This window comes from Janthinobacterium sp. KBS0711 (assembly GCF_000988085.1).
In the GTDB taxonomy this organism is placed as follows: Bacteria; Pseudomonadota; Gammaproteobacteria; order Burkholderiales; family Burkholderiaceae_D; genus Janthinobacterium; species Janthinobacterium lividum_E.
In genome coordinates, this window is the sequence record NZ_LBCO01000004.1 from 337,876 (window position 1) to 358,595 (window position 20,720).

The following is a 20,720-nucleotide window of genomic DNA, read 5'->3' on the forward strand; positions in this document are numbered from 1 at the left end:
AAAAAAAACGCAGAGCCAAGGCTCTGCGTTGTCTTTTATGCCGCGTGCTTGCTGCCATCCGCCAGCTTCGCCAGCAATCTCGCCTTGTCCTTGCGGTAAGTATCGACGGCCGCTTCCTTGACGTGGCCGAAGCCGCGGATTTTCTCGGGCAGGGATGCCAGTTCCACGCAGGTGGCCAGGTTGTCCGCCGTCAGGTTGACCAGCAAGCCGGCCAGCAGTTCGCGGTATTCGACGATCAGCGCGCGTTCCATCTTGCGCTCGGCCGTATAACCGAAGAGGTCGAAGGTGCCGCCCCGCAGTCCTTTGGCTTTCGCCAGCAGCTTGAAGGCGCGCCACATCCAGGAACCGAATTCCGCTTTCACAAGGTGGCCCTTGGCATCTTTCTTGGCGAACAGCGGCGGCGCCAGGTTGAATTTCACGGTGAAGTTGCCCTCGAACTGTTGCTGCAATTGCTCGACGAAACGGCCATCCGTGTACAGGCGCGCCACTTCGTATTCGTCCTTGTAGGCCAGCAATTTGAAATAGCTTTTCGCCACGGCGGTTGACAGTTTCTGTCCCAGCCCCAGGGTGTTTTCGCGGTCGCGAACCTGTTTCACCAAGGTCGCATAACCATCCGCATACGCGGCGTTCTGGTAGGCCGTGAGGAATTCCACGCGCTTCTTGATGACGCTGTCGAGGCTTTGCGGCATTTGCACGATGATCGCTTGCGACGGCGTGGCGATTTGCGTCACCTTGCGCACGTCGACGGCGGCGCGGCGGCCCCACAGGAAACTCTTCTTGTTCGATTCGATGCCCACGCCATTCAATTCAATGGCGCGCAGCAAAGCCGCTTCCGTCAGCGGGATGCGGCCCTTTTGCCAGGCGTAACCGAGCATGAACAGGTTGGCGGCAATCGAGTCGCCCATCAGCGCGGTGGCCAGTTTTGTCGCGTCGATGAAGTCGGCCGCATCGGCGCCGCCGACGGATTCCTCGATCAGCTGGCGCACTTCGGCCGTTGGATATTGCCAGTCCGCATTCTGCGCAAACGTGCCCGGCGGCTGCTCGTGCAGGTTGACGACGGCCAGGCTGCGGCCCGGACGCATTTTCGACACGGCATCCTGCGCGCCGGCCGTCAGCATGTCGCAGCCCAGAATCAGGTCCGCTTCACCCGTGGCGATGCGCTGGGCGCGGATGTGCGCGGGCGACCTGGCGATTTTCACGTGGGAGGTGACGGAACCGTTCTTTTGCGACATGCCCGTCATGTCCAGCACGGACGCGCCCTTGCCTTCCAGGTGCGCCGCCATGCCCATCAGTGCACCCACGGTGATGACACCGGTGCCGCCGATGCCGTTGATGAGGATGTTGTAGGGCGCGTCGCAAGCGGGCAATACAGGTTCCGGCAAGGGGCCGAAGTTGTCCGTCTCGCCCGTCTTGCTGGCGCCCGTCTTGGTCTTCTTCAGGCTGCCGCCTTCGACGGTGACGAAGCTGGGGCAAAAGCCCTTGGCGCACGAGTAATCCTTGTTGCACGAGGATTGGTCGATGGTGCGCTTGCGGCCAAATTCCGTTTCTTTCGGCAAGATCGACACGCAGTTCGATTGCACGCCGCAATCGCCGCAGCCTTCGCAGACGGCGTCGTTGATGACCATGCGTTTGGCTATGTCCGGATACTCGCCTTTCTTGCGGCGCCGGCGTTTCTCTGCCGCGCAGGTCTGGTCATAGATCAGCACGGATACGCCGGCTACTTCGCGCAATTCGCGCTGCACGGCATCCATGTCCTTGCGGTCGTGCAAGGTCAGGTGGGCGGGCAGGTTGCTGCGGTCGCTATAGCGCGACAGATCTTCCGTGACGAGGGCGATGCGGGCGATGCCTTCGGCCGCCACCTGCTGCGCCATCATGGGAACGGTGATCAGGCCGTCAACGGGCTGGCCGCCCGTCATGGCGACGGCGTCGTTGTACAGAATCTTGTAGGTGATGTTGACCTTGGCCGCCTGCGCGGCGCGGATGGCCAAATAGCCGGAATGAAAGTATGTGCCGTCACCGAGGTTCTGGAACACGTGCGGCAGTTCCGAAAACGCGGCTTGCCCGATCCACGGCGCGCCTTCGCCACCCATGTGCGTGGTCAGCTTGTTCATTTCCGGATAGATCGACGTGGCCATCACGTGGCAGCCGATGCCGGCCAGGGCCAGGCTGCCGTCGGGTATCTTGGTCGAAGTGTTGTGCGGGCAGCCGGAGCAGTAAAACGCGGGGCGGAACGGCGTGTTCACGGCTTTCTTTAATACCGCATCCTTGGCGTCGAGGAAACTGAGTCTCGCCTTGATCAGGTCGCACGTGACGGGATCGGAAATCAGGCGCGCGATGCGGCTGGCGATGACCCGTGCCACTTGCGAGACGGAAAAATCCGCCTTCGAGGTCAGCAGCCATTCGCCGCGCGGCGCCACCCATTCGCCTTTTTCGTCGAACTTGCCGATGACGCGTGGACGCACGTCGTCGCGCCAGTTGTACAGCTGCTCTTTTAATTGGTATTCGACGATCTGGCGTTTTTCTTCGACGACGAGAATTTCATCGAGGCCTTGCGCGAATTCGCGCACGCTGTCCGGTTCCAGCGGCCACGGCATGGCCACCTTGAACAGCCGCATGCCGACATCGGCTGCCATCTGCTCGTCGATGCCCAGCTCTTCCAGCGCTTCCAGGACGTCCAGATAGGACTTGCCGGAAGCGATGATGCCCAGCTTGGCGTTCGGGCTGTCGATGGTGGTGTGGTTGAGCTTGTTTTCGCGCGCGTAAGCGAGGGCTGCATAGATCTTGTAATCCTGCATCAGCGCTTCCTGGTTGCGCGCCTGCTGGCCCAGCGGGATGCTCGACAGGCGCGCGTTCAGGCCGCCTTCGGGCATCTGGAAATCCTGCGGAATTTTTACTTCCACGCGGAACGGATCGGCATCGATGGAGGCAGACGATTCGACCGTGTCGGCCAGCGCCTTGAAGGCCACCGTGCAGCCGGAAAAGCGCGACATGGCCCAGCCGTGGATGCCCAGGTCCAGGTATTCCTGCACATTGCATGGATACAGGACGGGGATCATCGAGGCGGAGAACAAATGGTCGGACTGGTGCGGCAGGGTCGACGAATACGCGCCATGGTCGTCGCCGGCCACCAGCAGCACGCCGCCCAGTTTCGCTGTGCCCGCATGGTTCATGTGCTTGAAGACATCGCCGCAGCGATCCACGCCAGGGCCCTTGCCGTACCACATGGCGAACACGCCGTCGTACTTGGCCGGGCCGATCAGGTCGACTTGCTGCGAACCCCAGACGGCCGTGGCGGCCAAGTCTTCGTTGACGCCGGGCACGAACTGCACGTGGTGCGCTTCCAGCTGTTTCTTGGCTTTCCACAGGTTCTCGTCGAGGCCGCCCAAGGGCGAACCGCGGTAGCCGGAGATGAAACCGGCCGTGTTCAGTCCGGCAGCCTGGTCGCGCAGGCGCTGCATCATGGGCAGGCGCACGAGGGCCTGGATGCCGGACAGGAAGATGGCGCCGGAAGTGGCCGTGTATTTGTCGTCGAGGCTGACGGTGGTCAAACGGGAAGGCTCAAGAGGGGTAGATGGCGCGGCACCGGCGTTTCTAGCGAACGCTGCGGAGCCGTTTTCCGTGGTCACGGACATGGCTGTCTCCAAAAGGGTGTTTCAGATGACGGCTGTACAAGGAGCGCGCCCGGTAAGGCGCGCGCTGTGCAGACGGGATGGCCGCGTGTGGGCGGCACATAACTATTTTAAATTTAAAATAGTTAATGTGGTCAGTGTAGAACGAGCGGGGGAGAGGGGCAAATATGGTTTGCCGATGGGGGTATAAGAAATACTTATGTCATGGGCGAGAGCACGTTCGCCCCCACCCAGCGCCCGCTGCCGCACAGCTCGGCGGCCACTTGCAGCACGAGGTTTTTCACGGCGTTGCCTGCGTTCGTCAGGGGAATGTTTTTTGAGGCGCACAGGGCCACCGTGCGCGACAGGACGGGGCTGTGGATGGCGTAGCTGCGCATGGCGCCGCTGTCCAGTTCGGCCAGCAGGGGCGCGGCCGGCAGGATGGTGGCGCCCATGCCGGCCAGGATGGCCGATTTCAGGATGGCGATCGAATTGATTTCGATCACGTTCGCCGTCTCCAGGCCCAGTTCGCGGGCGCGGCTGTCGATGCGCGGGCGCACGCCATGCTGCAGACCCGGCAGGATCAGGGTGGCGCTCAATGCCTGCGGGAACGACAGCGCCGAGCCCGGGGGCGCGAACGGCGAATCGCTGCGGCAGATGAAACGCATCTCTTCCTCCACCAGGGGGCAGCAGGCAAACGGGGTCAGCTGGCCATCGTCGAACAGCACGGCCAGGTTGATGCGGCCCGATTTCAGTTGTTCATTGAGGTTGCCCGTGATTTCTTCTGTCAGTTGCAGGGTGATTTCGGGATAGCGTTCGCGCGCGGCCAGCAGCAGGGGCAGGGCCAGCGCGCCCGATATGCTGTGCGGCAAGCCCAGGGTGACGTTGCCGGACGGTCGCGTGGCGCTTTGCGTGACGGCCGAGCGGGCGTCGGCCACCTGTTTCAGGATCGCCTGCGCATGTTCGTAAAACACCTTGCCCGCGTCCGTGCTGAGCACGCCTTGGGCCGAGCGGTGCAGCAGCTGCACGCCCAGCTCCTCTTCCAGCTGGCGCAGCTGCTGCGTCAGGGCCGGCTGCGCCACGTGCAGGATCAGGGCCGCACGCGACAGCGAGCCGTGGTCGACGATGGCAACAAAGTAGCGTAATTGGCGCAGTTCCATGGGTCCCAAAAGCGGTGCGTTGAGCGGAAAAAACAGGGTGTTGCGCCGCAGCGCCGAACGCGGCCAGCAGAATAACAATTTTGTTATACTCATTCTAGCGCCTTCGGTGCTCCAGCCGCGTATTTGTGGGATGACAGCATGCTCAAGAAAGTTGATTCGTCTCAATTAAAAGTGGGCATGTACATTCATGACCTCAGCTGCGACTGGATGACGCATCCATTCGTGCGCAACCGCTTCCTGTTGCGCAGCGACGATGAAATCCGCAAGATCATGCAGGCGGGCATCCACGACGTGGTGATCGACAGCGGCAAGGGCCTCGACGTGCAGGACGCGCCCACCGTGGTGCAGGCCCAGGCTGACACGGAACGCGAGCTGGTGCAGATCGCCGCGGCGCCGCAAGTGGTCACGCGCGTGTCGCTGGGCATGGAACTGGCGCGCGCCACGCAGGTGCGGCGGCAGGCGACGAGCCTGGTGCGCACGGTGATGGCCGACGTACGCCTGGGCAAGGCTGTCGAGCTCGACCGTGTGCAGCACACGGTGCAAGACATTACGGAGTCGATCCTGCGCAATCCCGGCGCCCTCGTCGGCTTGTTGCGCATCAAGAACAAGGATGACTACACCTTCCTGCATTCCGTCAGCGTATGCGCGCTGCTGGTGGCGTTTTGCCGCTCGCGCGGCATCGATGCGGCCACCACGCACCAGGCCGGCCTCGGTGGCTTGCTGCACGACACGGGCAAGGCGCTGGTGCCCGACAGCGTACTGAACAAGCCAGGCCCCCTGAGCTCGGAAGAATTTGCCCAGATCAAGCGCCATCCACGCGACGGCTACGAGATCCTGCGCCAGTCGCCCGAAGTGGGCGCGATTCCCCTCGATATCACCTTGCACCACCATGAACGGCGCGACGGCAGCGGCTATCCGGACCAGCTGGCTGGCGACGCCATCAGCGAGCTGGCGCAGATGGCCGCCATCGTCGACGTGTATGACGCGCTGACGTCGGACCGCAGCTATCACAAGGGTATTCCCGCCGCCGAAGCCCTGCGCAAGATTTATGAGTGGAGCAAATTCCACTTCAATCCCGTGTTTGCGCAGGATTTCATGCGCTGCGTGGGTATCTATCCGGTAGGCACCATGGTGATGCTGGAATCGGGCCGCCTGGCCGTCGTCATCGAGGCGCACGAAAGCAATCTGCTGGCGCCGAAAGTGAATGTGTTTTTCAGTACGAAGAGCAAGACCTACATCAAGCCGGAAACGGTCGATTTGTCGCGTGGCTTCGGCTTTGGCGGCGCCGACAAGATCGTCGGCCATGAGTCGGCCGCCAAGTGGCAAGTCGATCCCATGCGTTTTCTTTCCCTTGCAGACGCTTAGAAAAACTCTGCCGTATCGTTCGAGGTGATAGTTGTCAGCAAGCCTTTTGCCACCAGTTCATCGTAGTGGCACGCCAAGTTGCGGCCATGGCTCTTGGCGTAATACAGGGCCTGGTCGGCGCGGCCGAGGATGATGACGGGCGCCTCGTAGGCGTTGATGCTGACGAAGCCCACGCTGACGGTCACTCTGCCCACTTGCGGGAAGTCGTGCGCCTCGACATTGGTGCGGAAGCGGTCGATGATTTTCTGCGCATTGTCCAGGGTAATCGAGCGCAGCAGCACGACGAATTCCTCGCCGCCGAAGCGGAAGATGCGGTCTTGCGAGCGGAACGACGATTGCAGCTGGTTGGCGATCAGGATCAGCACTTCATCGCCATACAGGTGGCCAAATTTATCGTTGACCAGTTTGAAATGATCGACATCGATCACGGCCAGCCATTGCCGTTCCGTGTCCGTATGGTGGCGCCGTTCTTCATCGATGGGACGGGGCTTTTCCGCTTCCGGTTCGCCGCGGCTGTGCAGGATTTTCGCCAGCTGGTCGTCGAAGGTCTTGCGGTTCAACAAGCCGGTGAGCGAATCGCGTTCGCTGTAGTCGAGCAGGTTCTGGAAATTGCGGTACACGCTGACGATGCCGCCGATCACCTGGATGGTGGCGCCCGTGTACGGCGTGGGATTGGTGATTTCCAGGCAGGTGGTGACCTGGTCGCCGATCCAGATGGGCAGCCACAGCAGGTGGCGGCCGTCGGCGCACAAGGTGTCGGCGCTCGCTTCATGGCGCTTGATGCAGGCGGCCAGGGCCGGATAGTCGGACAGCGGTTCGCCGGGCAAGGTAGGGTCGTTATGCTCTTCCATGCGGGCCACGCTGCCCGCCACGATGATGGCCCGCGACCGCACGAACACCTGGCCACGCACGGTGGTCAGGGCCAGCACACGGGTCTGCGACGCGGCAGCGAGTTCCTGGACGGCCGAGATCACGGAGATGTCGAGCATCGTGTGGTCGCGGTGCCCGGTCATGTCCACCATGTGTTTCAGTAGGGAATCCATTGTCGATCTCTGGAAAGTAGTCACACAAGTGTCGTCATACCAGCATTGCATCAAGCAAGAGCATGTTCGCGTCCGTCTACAAGAAGCCAAGATTTATTTGGTGGCATGACGCTCTGTACCGCCGGGCGAGAGGCCTTTCCAAAGAAGAGCTAAGCAGGATAATGTCTTTTTGCCTAATAGGCAATTAACGTATGCAATATTTCATGTAAATACATGAGATTCATGCACCGCATTGCAAAAAACTTGCCCTGACGCAGGCTTTCAATCCGGATCGCAACATTTGTTTGCGCCAGCCGCCATTTCACCAGAGTTTGATAATTTCCATGTGGAAACTTGTGGCGCGTCAATTTGCCAAAACGTGGACGCTTTATAGTCAATGTAATGGCGCAGAAATTTACGGCAGGAAACATATTAGCAGGAAAGGGCAATGTTTCACACCCGATTGCGCCAGGGACTTGTGATTCACTTTTGGGAGCTTGTCATGCATACCTTCCTGTCGGCAGTACAGCAGTTTGTCAAGGATGAGGATGGCATTACGGCAATCGAATACGGCCTGATTGCGGCGTTGATGGCTACCGCCATCACGGCCGGTTTCTTGCTGATCAAGACCAACTTGCTGGCCGTCCTCACCGACATTTCATCGAACCTGGTGTTGACGCCCTAAGCGGGTGCCCGCCGCTGGCCGGCCAGTGGCGGGTTTTTTCGGGAGGTGTGCCATGCCTGCAACTGCCTTGTGCGACCTGCTGTTGCTGTGCTTCGTGACGGGGGCCGCCGTCAGTGATTTGATCCAACGCAAGATTCCGAATTGGCTGGTGCTGGCCGGCATGCTTGCCGCGCTGGCGCTGCATTTGTGGTTGTGGCCGCACCGCGTGCCGCAACTGGTGCTGGGCGGCATGGCGACGGGCTTCTTCCTGTTCCTGCCTTTATATGTGCTGCGCGGCATGGCCGCCGGCGACGTCAAGCTGATCGCCATGGCGGGCGCCTTTGCCGGTCCCTGGCCCGTGCTGCAGATCTGTTTTGCCACGTTTGTCCTGGGTGGCGTGATGGCCGTGCTGATGATCACGTACCAGGGCAAGTGGCGCGTTTGCCTGGGCAATCTGCGCCAGCTGCTGTGGCCGATGATCGCGCGCATGGCCGGCATTCCGCTGGCGCCAACCGCATTGGGCAGCGGCACCAGCGTGGGCAATATGCCGTACGGACTGGCCATTGCCCTAGGCTGCCTGGTGGTGCAAGGGCGGCATTATTTCTGATCGGCATTCATTGCTCTGAATCAATGGGCGCCAGTGCCCGCTCGCTAGAATGAATTCTGTTCAATGCAGTCTTAACCGGCTAGGAGACGCAGCATGACCGAGGTCGACTATTCCATGAGCACCGACAGCACGCCGCGTCCTGCCGATGCGAACCTGATGCCGCCCTTGCCGCCGCAGCCGAAGAGCTTGCGCGAAACGGGACTGGAGCGGCCGCTGGTCGTCGAACTGATCGCCAAGCTGATGTTTGTCGGCGGCAAGACGCACCTGTCCGCGCTGACGACGCGCTTGCGCCTGTCGATCAATGTCTTGCGCGAAGTGCTCGATTTCATGGTGACGGAGCAGATGGCCGAAGTGGCCTGGCGCGGCGAATCCGATATCGACGTGCAGTACCAGCTGACGAGCGCCGGCAAGCAGCGCGCCGGCGCCTTCCTCGAACGCTGCGCGTATATCGGCACCGCTCCCGTCACCCTGGAAGCGTACCGCGCGATGGTGGCGCGCCAGTCGTGGCTGGCGCAGGAACAGCGTGTCGGCAGCGATGACCTGGCAGCTGTGCTCGGTGGCGCCCATGCGGGGCCAGGCATGCTCGACGTGGTCGGCGCGGCCCTGCATTCGGGACGCTCGCTGCTGCTGTACGGTCCGCCCGGCAGCGGCAAGTCGACCCTGGCGCTGCAGCTGGGCCAATTGCTGCACGGTCTCGTCGCCGTGCCGCACGCCATCGTCGTTGGCCACGACATCATCCAGTTGTATGATCCGGCCCAGCACCTGCCGCCCGCGCCGCAGCACGTCAGTCACGCGCGCCAGGCGCTGGAACGGCGCAGCACGGATATCCGCTGGGTGCTGTGCCAGCGCCCCGTGATCCACGTGGGCGCCGAGCTCGATGCCGGCATGCTGGAGCTGCGCCACGACGCCAGCGGCGGCTGCTACCAGGCGCCGCCCCATGTGCGGGCGAACAACGGCATGCTGATCATCGACGACCTGGGCCGCCAGCGCCTGGGCGCGCAAGAACTGCTGACGCGGCTGATGCAGCCGCTGGCGCGCGGCAGTGACCAGCTGGCCTTGCCCGGCGGCGTGCAGATCAGCGTGCCGTTCGACAATGCCCTCGTGCTGGCCACGAACGTGCCGCCGGTCGAGCTGTTTGACGCCGCCTTGCTGCGCCGCATCGGCTACAAGGTGCAGGTGGGGCCGCTGGCCGAGAACGCCTATCGCGCCCTGTTCCGCCAGCAATGCCGGCTGGCCGGCATGGCCATCGACGAGCTGGCCGTGAACCATTTGCTGCAGCTGCATGGCGCGCAGGGCCGGCCCTTGCTGGCCAGCTATCCGCAGGAATTGCTGGCGCGCATGGGCGACTTCGCCGGCTTTGCCGGCTGCGACGCGCGCCTGACGGTAGCCGCCCTGGAGCAGGCATGGAGCAGCCTGTTTGCCAGCTGCGACATGCCGACCGCCAGCCTGTGCGAGCGTATCGCATGAAAAACCGGCGCGCCCTCCTGATGATGGCCCTGGCCGTGGTGCTGGGTCTGCTGGCCGTGCTGCTGGCCTCGCACTGGCTGCTGCGCCAGACGCCGGCCGGCAAGGGCAAGATCGTCGTCGCTTCCACCGATGTCAACCTGGGACAGCGCCTGACGCCCGAGATGCTGCGCCTGGCCGAATGGCCGGCGGAAAGCTTGCCGCAAGGCGCACTGCAAGACCCGGCAAAACTGGCGGGACGGGTGCTGAAAACCAGCGTGCTGCGCGGCGAGCCGCTGAGCGAAGCCAAGCTGGCGCCGGCCGGCACCCTGGGCGGCCTGTCGGCCCTGATCACGGAAGGGCGGCGCGCCATCACCGTGCGCGTCAATGACGTGATCGGCGTGGCCGGCTTCGCCTTGCCGGGCAACTATGTCGACATCATCGTCAGTACCCAGCAGGATGCCGGCGACCGCGCGTTTCCGCAAAGCCGCAATATTTCCAAGATCGTGCTCGAACGCATCCTCGTGCTGGCCGTGGCGCAGGAAGTGGGGCGCGACGAGACCAAGCCGCGCGTGGTCAATGCGGTGACCCTGGAAGTGACGCCGGAACAGGCGGAAAACCTGGACCTGGCGCGCAGCGTGGGCAGCCTGTCGCTGGTGCTGCGCAACCAGGTCGATCCGCAGCCGGGCGTGACGGCGGGCGCCACCAAGCTGACCTTGCTGGGCGGGCCGCACGACGCCGAGCCTGCTCCCGCGCCTGCCACCGCCGTGCCCGTGGCCGCCGCGGCGCCGCGTCCCATGCGCGTGGCGAAGGCGCCGCCGGAGCCTCAGCGCCAGTGCAGCGCCGTCATCGACGGGACGCGCCAGTCGCGCGAATGTTTTTAGCCAACCATGGACACGCTCATGAACCGCGCCCTGCTGACACTGTGCTGCCTGCTGTTGCCGCTTGCCGGCGCGGCAGCCGATCCTGGTCCCCGCTGCGGCGGCGAAGCGGCGACGCCCGGCAACTTGCAGCTGCAGGTGGGCAAGTCGAGCATGCTGCGCCTGCCCGAGGCCGTGCTGGCCCGCAGCGTCGGCAATCCGGCCATGCTGCAAGCCATGCTGGTCGCGCCCGACACTTTATATGTGGTCGGCGTCGACGTGGGCAGCACGAACATGATCATCCAGGGCAGGAGCGGCGTGTGCAGCGTGGTGAACGTCAGCGTCAGCATGGATCCGTCTGGCCTGCAAACGACCCTGGCGGCCCTGATGCCGGAAGAAAAAGCCATTCGCGTAACGGCCGTGGCCGACACCCTGGTGCTGTCGGGCACGGTGCAGGACGCGGGCGCCGTGCTGCGCGCCACCGAGCTGGCGCATGCCTATGTGCGTCGCGCAACCGCACCGCTGGCGCTGCCCAAGCCTGCCGATGGCGCCGCCATGCCGGTGGCGGCCATGGCGCCCGCTGGCGGCGCTGGCGGGGCGAACAGCCGCATCATCAATATGCTCGACGTCAGCGCGCCGCAGCAGGTGATGCTGGCCGTGCAGATCGCCGAAGTGTCGAAGTCGCTGCTGGAACGGCTGGAAGTGGGCGCGACCCTGCGCTTCGCGTCCGGCAGCTGGGCCACCACCTTGCTGTCGAATTTCTTGAGCGGCACGGCCAATGGCTTGCTCGACGTGCGCAAGTCGAATGGCCAGCAACTGACCATCGAGGCGCAGAAACAGGATGGCCTGGTGCGCATCCTGGCCGAGCCGACGGTGATGGCGATCAGCGGGCAGGAGGGCAGTTTTCTGGCGGGCGGCAAGATCTTCATTCCCGTCGGCCAGGACAACAACAAGATCACCCTGGAAGAGCGCGAGTATGGAGTCGGCCTGCGTTTTACGCCCACCGTGCTGTCGGGCGGGCGCATCAATCTGAAGGTGGCGCCGGAAGTGTCGGAACTGTCGCGCGAAGGGGTGGGCATTTCCGCCGCCGGCGTCAGCGGACGTTCGATTCTGCCCGTCATCACCACGCGGCGCGCCTCGACCACGGTGCAGCTGTACGACGGCCAGAGTTACGCCATCGGCGGCTTGATCAAGAACAACCAGGTGAGCAACATCACGGGCGTGCCGTGGCTGAGCGAGCTGCCGATTCTCGGCGCGCTGTTTCGCAGCACGGACTTCCAGCATGACCGCACGGAATTGTTGTTCGTCATTACCGCGCACCTGGTCAAACCGTTGCCGGCCGACGCCGTGCTGCCGACGGCGCAGCTGGCGCCGCCCTCGCGCACGGACTTGATGTTGCGCGGCAAGATGGAAACCACCTTGCCGCTGGCGCCGCCGTCCGTGCCGCCACCGCGCGCGGCCAACGGTTTCGAGTTGAAATGAGACGGGGAGATACGCCATGCCGAACTCGCTCTTGACGTCGCTGCGGCGCCTGGCCGCCCTGGCCCTGGCCTTGCAGCTGGCCGCCTGCGCGCACAGCAGCACGCCGCAGCTGGACCCGCGCTTCGGCGACGCCGTGCGCCTGGCCATGGCGCAGCAGGTGCGTTATCCGGCCAGCGCGGGCAACCGCCAGCCTGCCGACGGGCTGGACGGCCCCAGCGCGCATGCCGTCATGCAGCGCTACCGCGCCTCGTTCGTCGAACCGAACGGCCAGGCGCCGCAGCCGGTGCAATTCATGCTGGGAGGCGGCAATGGCAAATAGATGCCAGGGCCAGCGCGGGGCGATGCTGATCGCCTTTTCCATCCTGCTTATTCTGGTGCTGGGCTTTATCGGCCTGGCGCTCGACGTGGGGCAAGTCATCGGCCGCAAGACGGAATTGCAGAACCTGGCCGACAACGCGGCGCTGGCGGCCGCCGCGGAACTGGTGGGCACGCCCGAAGGCTTGCTTGCGGCCGTGACGAAGGCCAAGAGCAGCGCGGCCGACAAGAGCGCGTGGCGCCGCCGCATGCAGGGCGCCATCCTGTCGGACGCCAGCATCCGTTTCGCCAGCGCACCCGATGCCCCCGCCAGCGGGTGGCATGCGGCGGGCGCCGTGCCCGATGCCGCCACGGCGCTGTTCGTGCGCGTCGATACGCAGGCCAATACACCGTCGCTGGGGCGGGTGGCGACGGCGTTCCTGGGCGCCTGGTCGCCGGCGCTGCGCACTCTGGACACGGGGGCGCGCGCCGTGGCGGGGCGTACCAGCTTGCACCTGACGCCGCTGGCCGTCTGCGCGCTGTCGGCCAGCGCGGCCAGCCCGCGCACGAATGCGGCGCTGCTGCCGGCCGTCGAGCTGCTGGAATACGGCTTTCGCCGCGGCGTGGCGTACAACCTGTTGAAACTCAATCCGCATGGCCCGGCGGCCGAACATTTTGTCCTCAATCCACTGGGCCAGCCGGGTGTGGTGGGACCGTCGCAGCAGGTCGGCGAGTCCAGCGTATTGCCGTTTGTGTGCAGTGGCACGGTGCTGTACCCGCGCATCGGCAGCGCCCAGGTGCACGTGCACCGGCCGTTTCCCGCCACTTTGTGGCCGGCCTTCAACGCGCGCTTCAACCAGCATGCGGGCAGTGGCTGCCATACGGTCACGGCGCCGCCCGACACGAATATCCGCCCCTATCCGAATACGGCCACGAACTGGTGGATGACGAACACGCCCGACGCGCCGAGCGCCCTGAGCACCGGCAATCCGCTGCTGTCCGTGGCCGATTCGGAGTCGAATGCGACGCCGCCCGCGGTCGGCAGTTATGGACCGCTGTGGTCGTTCGCCAAGGGGGCCAGGTACAGCAGTGTGAAGCCGGCCGACGGCTACCTGCCGTTTGCCACCAGCGACTGGCCCAAGCTGTATCCGGCCAGCCCTGCCGCGCCGGCCGCCAAGTCCGGCTATCCGGCCACGCCGCCATATCAGACGCTCGCGTACCAGACGGCGCCGACCGGCAACACGGGCGTGGCGCAGCGGCGCCTGTTGCATATTCCCCTGCTGGCCTGTCCGCTGCCGGCCGGCAGCGACGTGCTGGCGCAGGTGCGCGGCATCGGCCGTTTCTTCATGACGGCGCCGGCCAGCAATGGCGTGCTGAGCGCCGAATTTGACGGCCTGGTGGCCGAGGGTACGCTGGTGGGCCCGGCGGAGCTGCTGCAATGAGGCCGCCACGCCGCCAGCAGGGTGTCGCCGCCATCGAGCTGGCGCTGATCATGCTGTTTTTCATGGGCCTGTTGCCCTTCGTATTGCTGTTCGGCCGCGCGCTGCTGGCGTACACGGCCCTGCAAAAAAGTGCGCACGATGCGGCGCGCTACCTGGCGACCATGCCGTTGCCGCAGATGGCCAATGCCGATGCGGCGGAGCAGGGCGCCGTGTTTGCCCGGCAGATGGTGCGGCAGGCGATGCTGGAATCCTGGCCCAGCATGAGCAGCGGCAAAGTCAACGTGGATTGCATCTATAACGATGACTTTTATAGCTGCGGCAACTACCCGACGGCGCCGCTGCAGGTACGCATCAAGGTGTCCGTGGACATGCCCGTCGATATCTTGCCCGAGCTGACGCGCAAGTGGCTGCCGCAGCTGGCGCCGATCCCGCTGCGTGCCAATGCGACATTGCGCTATGTTAATTAACCTGCGCCCCCGGCGGCAGCGTCAGGACGGCGTCTTCGCTGTCGAGTTCGGCATGCTGGCGCTGTTGTTCTTCCTGTTCCTGTTTGCTTTGCTGGAAGTGGCGCGCGCCGTGTATTTATGGAACATGGTGCATGAAATCACCCGGCGTGCCGCGCGCGGCGCGGCCGTCACCGATTTCAGCAATGCAAGTGCGCTGCAGGCCGTGCGCACGCACGCCGTGCTGCGCGCCGCGCCGGGCGTGCTGCCGCTCGGTGGCGGCATCAGCGATGCGTATGTGCGCATCGATTATCTGTCGCTGGCCGGCGCCGCCGCGCTGGCGGCAGTGCCGGTGACGGTGATGCCCGGTTGTCCGCAGCGTAACCGCATCAATTGCCTGGAAGATCCGAACGGCGCCAGCTGCATCCGTTTCGTGCGCGCGCGCCTGTGCGTGCCCGCAGATGGCGGGCGCTGCGAGAGCGTGCCGTACCGGCCCATCCTGCCCTTGCTGGGAGCGATGTTTCCCTCCGGCGCAGGCGCCGTGCGCCTGCCCAGCGGCGCCACCATGGCGGTGGCCGAGTCGCTGGGCTATCCGGACAATCCCGGTTTTTGTCCTTGAGCGCCACTTGGGCGCAGCCGAATGTGTAGACCTGAAAGAAGCGAGGAAGTGCGATGAAAGCCTTGATGATTAGCCGCGACGCCAGCTTGCACGATGAAATTGCCGCGCAGGGGGCGGCCCGCATGCCCGTGCTGCGGCTGCTGGAACGGCGCAGCGGCCTGCGCGACGCCGTCGAGCGCATGCTGCCGGAAGCGCCGGAACTGGTGATCGTCGACGCCAGCGGCATCGATGCCGATGAAGCCGACCTGCTCGAGCGCCTGGCGCGCCAGTATCCGCTGGCCGTCCTGATGCTGCTCACGCGCGGCCAGCAGCAGGATGTGCTGATTCGCGCCATGCGCGCCGGCATGCGCGAAGTGCTGCAGCTGCCGCTGGTGCACAAGGCCTTTCACGAGGCGATGGACAGGGTCGATATCCAGGCCGGCGTGACGCAGATGCGCGACGGCAAGGTGCTCGCCTTCATCTCGTGCAAGGGCGGCAGCGGCGCCACCTTTTTGTCGACGAATTTTTCCTACGCGCTGGCCAGCCTGGCCGGCTGCAAGGTGCTGCTGATCGACCTGCACGGCCAGTTCGGCGACGCCACCTTGTATGTATCGGACCAGAAGCCGGCCATGACCCTGTCCGACATCTGCGCCCAGATCGCACGCATGGACGGCGCCTTCCTCGCCTCGTGCCTGGTGCACGTGACGCCGAACTTCGGCGTGCTGGCGGCGGCCGACGACCCGTCGCACAAGGTCGACATGCAGCCCGAGCACATGGACCGCATCCTGGCCGTGGCGCGCCAGCACTACGACTATATCGTGCTCGACGTGGGACGCCAGATCGATGCGCTGTCGCTGCGCGCGCTCGACAACGCCGACGCCATCTATCCGGTGCTGCAGCTGGCCTTGCCCGACATCCGCGACGGGCGCCGCCTGCTCGACATTTTCCGCTCGCTCGGCTATCCGGGCGAGCGCTTGCGCCTGATCGTCAACCGCTATGAAAAGGGCGGGCGCCTGCGCCTGGCGGACCTGGAGCAGGCGCTGGGTGCGGAAGTGGTGCACACGGTGCCCAACGATTACATCGCCGCCACCGATTCCGTCAATCAGGGCATTCCGCTGCTGCAGCTGTCGCGCACCAGCGCCGTGGCGCGCAGCCTGGCCGAACTGGTGGAACTGGTGACGGCGCGCCGCGTGACGGAAAGTCGCGGCCTGTTCGACCGCCTGTTCAGCCGCAGCGAAGCCTAGGACAGGAATAGATGTCAAGGCTCCCGCCGGGGGCCATCATGGGAGCCGAGATGACTTTACGCGAACGCCTGGCGGCGAATGAAACGGTGCGCCCCGCCACGAACGGACAAGGCGCGCTGGCGCTGCACGCCTACCAGGAACTGAAAAAAACCATGCACCAGACGATACTCGACCGTATCGATCTGGAACGCCTGAAACGCCTGACGGCCGAGCAGTTCAAGCACGAGCTGGCTCTGCTGGTGCAGCGCGTGATCGAGGAAGAGCGCATCGTGCTGAACCAGCACGAACGGCATAGCCTGGTGCTCGACATCCAGCACGAGATGCTGGGATTCGGTCCGCTCGAACCCTTGCTGGCCGATGCCAGCGTGTCCGACATCCTCGTCAATACCTGCGACAAGGTGTATGTCGAGAGGGGCGGGCGGCTGCAGCTGACGGACGTGACGTTCCACGACAATGCGCACCTGATGAAGATCATCGAAAAGATCGTCTCGCGCGTGGGACGGCGGGTCGATGAATCGAGCCCGATGGTCGACGCGCGCCTGCCCGACGGTTCGCGCGTGAATGCCATCATTCCGCCGCTGGCCGTCGACGGACCGATCCTGTCGATCCGGCGCTTTGCCGTGCAGCCGCTCACCATCGCCAACCTGCTCGACTACAAAAGCCTGACGCCGCCCATGGTGCAGGTGCTGCAGGCGCTGGGCCAGGCCAAGGTCAACATCCTGATCTCGGGCGGCACGGGCAGTGGCAAGACGACCCTGCTCAACGTGCTGTCCGGCTTCATTCCCGGCAGCGAGCGCATCGTCACCATCGAGGATGCGGCCGAACTGGCGCTGCGCCAGCCGCACGTGGTGCGCCTGGAAACGCGCCCGCCGAATATCGAGGGCAAGGGCGAGGTGAGCCAGCGCGCGCTGGTGCGCAATGCGCTGCGCATGCGGCCCGACCGCATCATCCTGGGCGAGGTGCGCGGCGCCGAGGCGCTCGACATGCTGCAGGCGATGAACACGGGCCATGAAGGTTCGCTGGCGACCATCCACTCGAACACGGCGCGCGACGCGCTGGCGCGGCTGGAAAACATGGTCGGCATGGCCAATGTGAACCTGACGCCGCGCGCCACGCGCCAGCAGATCTGTTCGGCCGTGACGGTGGTGATGCAAGTGTCGCGCCTGACGGACGGCGCGCGCAAGCTGGTCAGCCTGCAGGAAGTGACGGGCATGGAAGGCGACATCATCGCCATGCATGAAATCTTCCGCTTCGAGCAGACGGGCGTCGATGCCGACGGCAAGGTGCAGGGCCACTTCTGCGCCACGGGCGTGCGACCCCGCTTTACGGAGCGTTTGCGCATGTTCGGCGCGCCCGTGCCCGACAGCGTGTTCGATCCCGACCGAATTTATGAATAAGGAGAGGGATCATGGACCTGGTCTTCTACGGCTTTGCCGTGCTGCTGTTCGCCGCCTGCATCCTGATGGTGGAGGGCGCCTGGCTGTGGTGGTCGGGCACGCACGGCAGCGCGGCGCGGCGCATCAACCGGCGCCTGCGGCTGATGGCGGCGCGCGGCGAGGGGGGCGGCGAACGGGTCTCCATCCTCAAGCAGCGCCGCTATGCGCGTTCGCCCGGCCTGGAGCGCTTGCTGCGGCGCGCGCCGCAGGCGGCGCGGCTCGATCGTTTGCTGCTGCAATCGGGCTTGTCCTGGTCGGTGGCGCAATTCCTGGGCGGCACCGGCGCCTTGCTGCTGGCGGCCTTGCTGCTGTTGGCGGCATGCTCCATGCCCTTGCCCGGCGCTGTGCTGCTGCTGGCTTGCGCCGTGAGCGCACCGTGCTTGTGCGTGCTGCGCGCGCGTGCGGCGCGGCTGAAAAAGATCGAGGCGCAACTGCCGGAAGCGGCCGATTTCCTGGCCCGCGCACTGCGCGCCGGGCACTCGTTTTCGAACGTGCTGCAGATGGTGGGCGATGAACTCAATGAGCCGATCAGCGGCGAATTCAAGATGGCGCATGAAGAGATCAATTACGGCGTGCCGATGAACGAGGCGCTGCAAAACCTGGCCGCGCGCATTCCGCTGACGGACTTGCGCTACCTCGTCATCGCCGTGTTGGTGCAGCGTGAATCGGGCGGCAACCTGGCCGAGGTGCTGGTCAGCATCGCCCGCATCATCCGCGCCCGGCTAAAGCTATTGGGGCAGGTGCGCGTGCTGTCGGCCGAGGGGCGCATGTCGGCCTGGGTGCTGGGGCTGATGCCGGTGGTGATGATCGGCGTCATGGCGCTGGTCAACCCGCAATACATCCGCCTGCTGTGGACCGATCCCAGCGGCATCAAACTGCTGTGGTACGCGGCCGGCATGGTGGCGCTGGGCGTGGTCTGGATGCGCAACGTGATCCGCATCCGCATCTAAAACAGGGGGCGGTATGAGCGGTGCACAACTGCTGTTTCTCGTGATTGTCTTTGCCGTGGTGGTGGCGCTGGCTCTCTTGGCGTGGGTGATCTTCTTTCCCGGTACCCTGCGCCAGCGCCTGTTTGGCGCCACGGCGCCGGCCGCCAGCGAGGCGGTGGTGGAAAACGGCTGGGTGGAGCGCGTGGCGCGCGTGGCGCAGCCGTTCAGCAAGCTGTCGCTGCCGGAAGAAGGGTGGGAGCGCTCGCCGCTGCGCACGCGCTTCATGAACGCGGGCTGGCGCCAGGCCAGCGCGCCGGCTTTATATTTTGCGGCAAAAAGCGTGCTGGCCCTGCTGTTTCCCACCGTGCTGGGATTGTATGCGGCCAGCGCCATGGCGGCGCAGCTGCGCAGCGTGCTGCTGTTGCTGCTGTGCGTCAGCGCCACCATCGGCTATTACCTGCCGAACCTGGTGCTGGCCAGCACGGCCAAGCGGCGCCAGCGCGACATCTTTGAAAACATCCCCGACGCACTCGACTTGCTGACCGTGTGCGTGGAAGCGGGCCTGAGCCTGGAGCGTGCGCTGGTGAAGGTGTCGGGCGAAATCCATATCAAGAGCATGGTGCTGGCGCAGGAATTGCAGCTGGTGTTGATGGAAATGCGCGCCGGCTTTTCCAAGGAAAAGGCGCTGCGTAACCTGGCCCTGCGCAGCGGCGTGGAAGACGTCGACACCTTGGTCGCCATGCTGATTCAATCGGAACGCTTCGGCACGAGCATGGGCGATTCGCTGCGCGTGCATTCGGAAAACCTGCGCGGCAAGCGCAGCCTGCTGGCCGAGGAGGCGGCAGCGAAGATCGCCCTGAAACTGCTGTTCCCGCTGATCTTTTGCGTCTTTCCCACCCTGATGCTGGTGCTCATGGGGCCGGCCGTGATCGAAGTCTATCGCGTGCTGGTGCCGGCCATGGCCAGCCGCTGAAAGGAGTCACCATGCGCTTGACGATATCCCGCCTGGCCGCCGCCTGCGCCTGTCTGGGCCTGGGCGCCTGCGCCAGCCACACGGCGCACGCGCCGCCCTTTGCCGATGCCGATGCGGCCTATGCCGCGGGGCGCCAGCATTTTGACGCGGGCGACCTGCCCGCCGCGCAAGCTGCGTATGAGCAAGCCTTGCGCGCGGCGCCGCTCCACATGAATGCGCGCAACGGCCTGGCCGTGCTGCATGCGCAGCGGGGCGAACATGGCGCGGCGATCGCCCATTGGCTGGCCTTGACGCAGGAGGCGGGCACGCCGCAGCCGCGGCAGGCCTATCTGTTCAGCAATCTCGGTCATGCCTATTATTTAAGCGGACGCGATGCGCAAGCGTTGACTGCGCTGGAACAGGCCTGCCTGCTCGACCCGCTCAATGCGCTGGCCTGGCGGCACCTGGCGCAGGTGCTGGAACGGCTGGGACAGCACGCGCGCGCGGCCGTCATGCGGCGCCAGGCGACCAGCTTGCAGGAACACGATGTGCGGCGCGACATGGCCTTGTTGCGCGGCGAGACGTCGCCGAAGGTTGTGTCAGTGCCCGCGCCGGTGCCGGATGCGCCCGCCATGGCGCGCGTGGAGATCACGCAGAGCGATGGCATGGCCCGCCTGCGACGCGTGCCGTCGGCCGTCGTGCGCAGCGTGCCCGCTGCCGCGTCGGTGTCTGTGGCGCCTGCATCGGCAGCCGGCGCGCCGCATCCGCGCCTGGAAATTGTGAATGGCAACGGCGTGCCCGGCCTGGCCGCCGCGCTGGCGCGCAGCTTGGCCGGTGCGCCCGTGCAGGTGGTGCGCCTGGCCAATGAAACCAGCTTCCAGGTGGCGCGCACGCGCGTCGAATACCGGCCCGCGCAGGAGCAGGCGGCGCGTCAGCTGGCCCGCCAGCTTGGCGCACAGATGCGTACCCAGGTGCAGATCCAGGCTGCCGACTGCCCTGCCAGCGAGCTGCGCCTGGTACTGGGGCGCGACCTGAGCGACCCCGCCATGCTGCACCGCTATTATCTGCAGCAATTGCAACTGGCGCGCCGGGCGCTGGCGCGGCTCGGCTAACACATCTCTGCCGGCATAAAAAAAGCGGCGCCTTTGCGGGCGCCGCGTGTTTTTCATGC

Annotated in this window: 18 protein-coding genes; 15 read left to right on the plus strand and 3 right to left on the minus strand. The window is 65.0% G+C overall.

Annotated features, from left to right (window positions below; translation table 11 throughout):
- Positions 1 to 35: 35 nt before the first annotated feature.
- Both VM94_RS02100 and VM94_RS02105 read right to left on the minus strand, forming a co-directional pair.
- Positions 36 to 3,632 (minus strand): indolepyruvate ferredoxin oxidoreductase family protein, encoded by a 3,597-nt coding sequence (locus VM94_RS02100; protein ID WP_082127507.1) that lies wholly within the window; start codon positions 3,630 to 3,632, stop codon positions 36 to 38.
- A 194-nt stretch (positions 3,633 to 3,826) separates the two neighbouring features.
- Positions 3,827 to 4,768 carry a LysR substrate-binding domain-containing protein gene (locus VM94_RS02105; RefSeq protein WP_046682073.1) on the minus strand — a complete coding sequence of 314 codons (942 nt, stop codon included), beginning with the start codon at positions 4,766 to 4,768 and terminating at the stop codon, positions 3,827 to 3,829.
- 138 nt (positions 4,769 to 4,906) lie between these two features.
- Between VM94_RS02105 and VM94_RS02110 the strand changes: the two genes are divergently transcribed.
- Positions 4,907 to 6,133 (plus strand): HD-GYP domain-containing protein, encoded by a 1,227-nt coding sequence (locus VM94_RS02110; protein ID WP_046682074.1) that lies wholly within the window; start codon positions 4,907 to 4,909, stop codon positions 6,131 to 6,133.
- Here the strand turns inward: VM94_RS02110 and VM94_RS02115 are convergent.
- On the minus strand, positions 6,130 to 7,176 hold the full coding sequence (locus tag VM94_RS02115; protein ID WP_046681957.1) for a GGDEF domain-containing protein: 1,047 nt from the start codon (positions 7,174 to 7,176) through the stop codon (positions 6,130 to 6,132). The two genes, VM94_RS02110 and VM94_RS02115, sit on opposite strands and share 4 nt — an antisense overlap.
- Before the next feature lie 481 nt (positions 7,177 to 7,657).
- Here VM94_RS02115 and VM94_RS02120 point away from each other — a divergent pair, with 481 nt between their 5' ends.
- From VM94_RS02120 to VM94_RS02185, 14 genes are all read left to right on the plus strand, one after another.
- Complete coding sequence (locus tag VM94_RS02120) at positions 7,658 to 7,840, plus strand: Flp family type IVb pilin (protein WP_034752975.1); 183 nt, start codon at positions 7,658 to 7,660, stop codon at positions 7,838 to 7,840.
- Positions 7,841 to 7,892: 52 nt separating this feature from the next.
- A complete protein-coding gene (locus VM94_RS02125) occupies positions 7,893 to 8,426 on the plus strand; it encodes an A24 family peptidase (protein WP_046681958.1) in 534 nt (177 codons plus the stop codon).
- A gap of 93 nt (positions 8,427 to 8,519) precedes the next feature.
- Positions 8,520 to 9,893 (plus strand): ATP-binding protein, encoded by a 1,374-nt coding sequence (locus VM94_RS02130; RefSeq protein WP_046681959.1) that lies wholly within the window; start codon positions 8,520 to 8,522, stop codon positions 9,891 to 9,893.
- The gene (gene cpaB, locus VM94_RS02135) at positions 9,890 to 10,753 is read left to right on the plus strand and encodes a Flp pilus assembly protein CpaB (protein WP_046681960.1); all 864 of its coding nucleotides are present in this window, start codon (positions 9,890 to 9,892) and stop codon (positions 10,751 to 10,753) included. Before VM94_RS02130 ends, cpaB begins: the two co-directional genes overlap by 4 nt.
- A gap of 18 nt (positions 10,754 to 10,771) precedes the next feature.
- The gene (locus VM94_RS02140) at positions 10,772 to 12,211 is read left to right on the plus strand and encodes a type II and III secretion system protein family protein (RefSeq protein ID WP_046681961.1); all 1,440 of its coding nucleotides are present in this window, start codon (positions 10,772 to 10,774) and stop codon (positions 12,209 to 12,211) included.
- Between the two features lie 16 nt (positions 12,212 to 12,227).
- Positions 12,228 to 12,530, plus strand: a complete 303-nt coding sequence (locus VM94_RS02145) for a hypothetical protein (RefSeq protein WP_046681962.1) — start codon at positions 12,228 to 12,230, stop codon at positions 12,528 to 12,530.
- Positions 12,520 to 13,947: a pilus assembly protein TadG-related protein gene (locus VM94_RS02150; RefSeq protein WP_046681963.1), complete on the plus strand. Its 1,428-nt coding sequence runs from the start codon at positions 12,520 to 12,522 to the stop codon at positions 13,945 to 13,947. Before VM94_RS02145 ends, VM94_RS02150 begins: the two co-directional genes overlap by 11 nt.
- Positions 13,944 to 14,414, plus strand: a complete 471-nt coding sequence (locus tag VM94_RS02155; RefSeq protein WP_046681964.1) for a TadE/TadG family type IV pilus assembly protein — start codon at positions 13,944 to 13,946, stop codon at positions 14,412 to 14,414. Before VM94_RS02150 ends, VM94_RS02155 begins: the two co-directional genes overlap by 4 nt.
- A complete protein-coding gene (locus VM94_RS02160; protein WP_046681965.1) occupies positions 14,404 to 15,009 on the plus strand; it encodes a TadE/TadG family type IV pilus assembly protein in 606 nt (201 codons plus the stop codon). Before VM94_RS02155 ends, VM94_RS02160 begins: the two co-directional genes overlap by 11 nt.
- Before the next feature lie 53 nt (positions 15,010 to 15,062).
- Positions 15,063 to 16,232: an AAA family ATPase gene (locus VM94_RS02165; RefSeq protein WP_034752983.1), complete on the plus strand. Its 1,170-nt coding sequence runs from the start codon at positions 15,063 to 15,065 to the stop codon at positions 16,230 to 16,232.
- Between the two features lie 50 nt (positions 16,233 to 16,282).
- Positions 16,283 to 17,629 (plus strand): CpaF family protein, encoded by a 1,347-nt coding sequence (locus VM94_RS02170; RefSeq protein WP_080698639.1) that lies wholly within the window; start codon positions 16,283 to 16,285, stop codon positions 17,627 to 17,629.
- Positions 17,630 to 17,640: 11 nt separating this feature from the next.
- Complete coding sequence (locus VM94_RS02175) at positions 17,641 to 18,618, plus strand: type II secretion system F family protein (RefSeq protein ID WP_046681966.1); 978 nt, start codon at positions 17,641 to 17,643, stop codon at positions 18,616 to 18,618.
- Between the two features lie 13 nt (positions 18,619 to 18,631).
- On the plus strand, positions 18,632 to 19,570 hold the full coding sequence (locus VM94_RS02180; protein WP_046681967.1) for a type II secretion system F family protein: 939 nt from the start codon (positions 18,632 to 18,634) through the stop codon (positions 19,568 to 19,570).
- Between the two features lie 11 nt (positions 19,571 to 19,581).
- The gene (locus tag VM94_RS02185) at positions 19,582 to 20,661 is read left to right on the plus strand and encodes a tetratricopeptide repeat protein (protein ID WP_046681968.1); all 1,080 of its coding nucleotides are present in this window, start codon (positions 19,582 to 19,584) and stop codon (positions 20,659 to 20,661) included.
- Positions 20,662 to 20,720: the final 59 nt, after the last annotated feature.

Coding starts and splice junctions, on each gene's coding strand:
- VM94_RS02115 (WP_046681957.1), bottom strand. CDS start 7,176: ATGGATTCCCTACTGAAACACATGGTGGACATGACCGGGCACCGCGAC.
- VM94_RS02145 (WP_046681962.1), top strand. CDS start 12,228: ATGCCGAACTCGCTCTTGACGTCGCTGCGGCGCCTGGCCGCCCTGGCC.
- VM94_RS02165 (WP_034752983.1), top strand. CDS start 15,063: ATGAAAGCCTTGATGATTAGCCGCGACGCCAGCTTGCACGATGAAATT.
- VM94_RS02110 (WP_046682074.1), top strand. CDS start 4,907: ATGCTCAAGAAAGTTGATTCGTCTCAATTAAAAGTGGGCATGTACATT.
- cpaB (WP_046681960.1), top strand. CDS start 9,890: ATGAAAAACCGGCGCGCCCTCCTGATGATGGCCCTGGCCGTGGTGCTG.
- VM94_RS02120 (WP_034752975.1), top strand. CDS start 7,658: ATGCATACCTTCCTGTCGGCAGTACAGCAGTTTGTCAAGGATGAGGAT.
- VM94_RS02140 (WP_046681961.1), top strand. CDS start 10,772: ATGAACCGCGCCCTGCTGACACTGTGCTGCCTGCTGTTGCCGCTTGCC.
- VM94_RS02160 (WP_046681965.1), top strand. CDS start 14,404: ATGTTAATTAACCTGCGCCCCCGGCGGCAGCGTCAGGACGGCGTCTTC.
- VM94_RS02155 (WP_046681964.1), top strand. CDS start 13,944: ATGAGGCCGCCACGCCGCCAGCAGGGTGTCGCCGCCATCGAGCTGGCG.
- VM94_RS02170 (WP_080698639.1), top strand. CDS start 16,283: ATGACTTTACGCGAACGCCTGGCGGCGAATGAAACGGTGCGCCCCGCC.
- VM94_RS02125 (WP_046681958.1), top strand. CDS start 7,893: ATGCCTGCAACTGCCTTGTGCGACCTGCTGTTGCTGTGCTTCGTGACG.
- VM94_RS02175 (WP_046681966.1), top strand. CDS start 17,641: ATGGACCTGGTCTTCTACGGCTTTGCCGTGCTGCTGTTCGCCGCCTGC.
- VM94_RS02180 (WP_046681967.1), top strand. CDS start 18,632: ATGAGCGGTGCACAACTGCTGTTTCTCGTGATTGTCTTTGCCGTGGTG.
- VM94_RS02130 (WP_046681959.1), top strand. CDS start 8,520: ATGACCGAGGTCGACTATTCCATGAGCACCGACAGCACGCCGCGTCCT.
- VM94_RS02185 (WP_046681968.1), top strand. CDS start 19,582: ATGCGCTTGACGATATCCCGCCTGGCCGCCGCCTGCGCCTGTCTGGGC.
- VM94_RS02105 (WP_046682073.1), bottom strand. CDS start 4,768: ATGGAACTGCGCCAATTACGCTACTTTGTTGCCATCGTCGACCACGGC.
- VM94_RS02100 (WP_082127507.1), bottom strand. CDS start 3,632: ATGTCCGTGACCACGGAAAACGGCTCCGCAGCGTTCGCTAGAAACGCC.
- VM94_RS02150 (WP_046681963.1), top strand. CDS start 12,520: ATGGCAAATAGATGCCAGGGCCAGCGCGGGGCGATGCTGATCGCCTTT.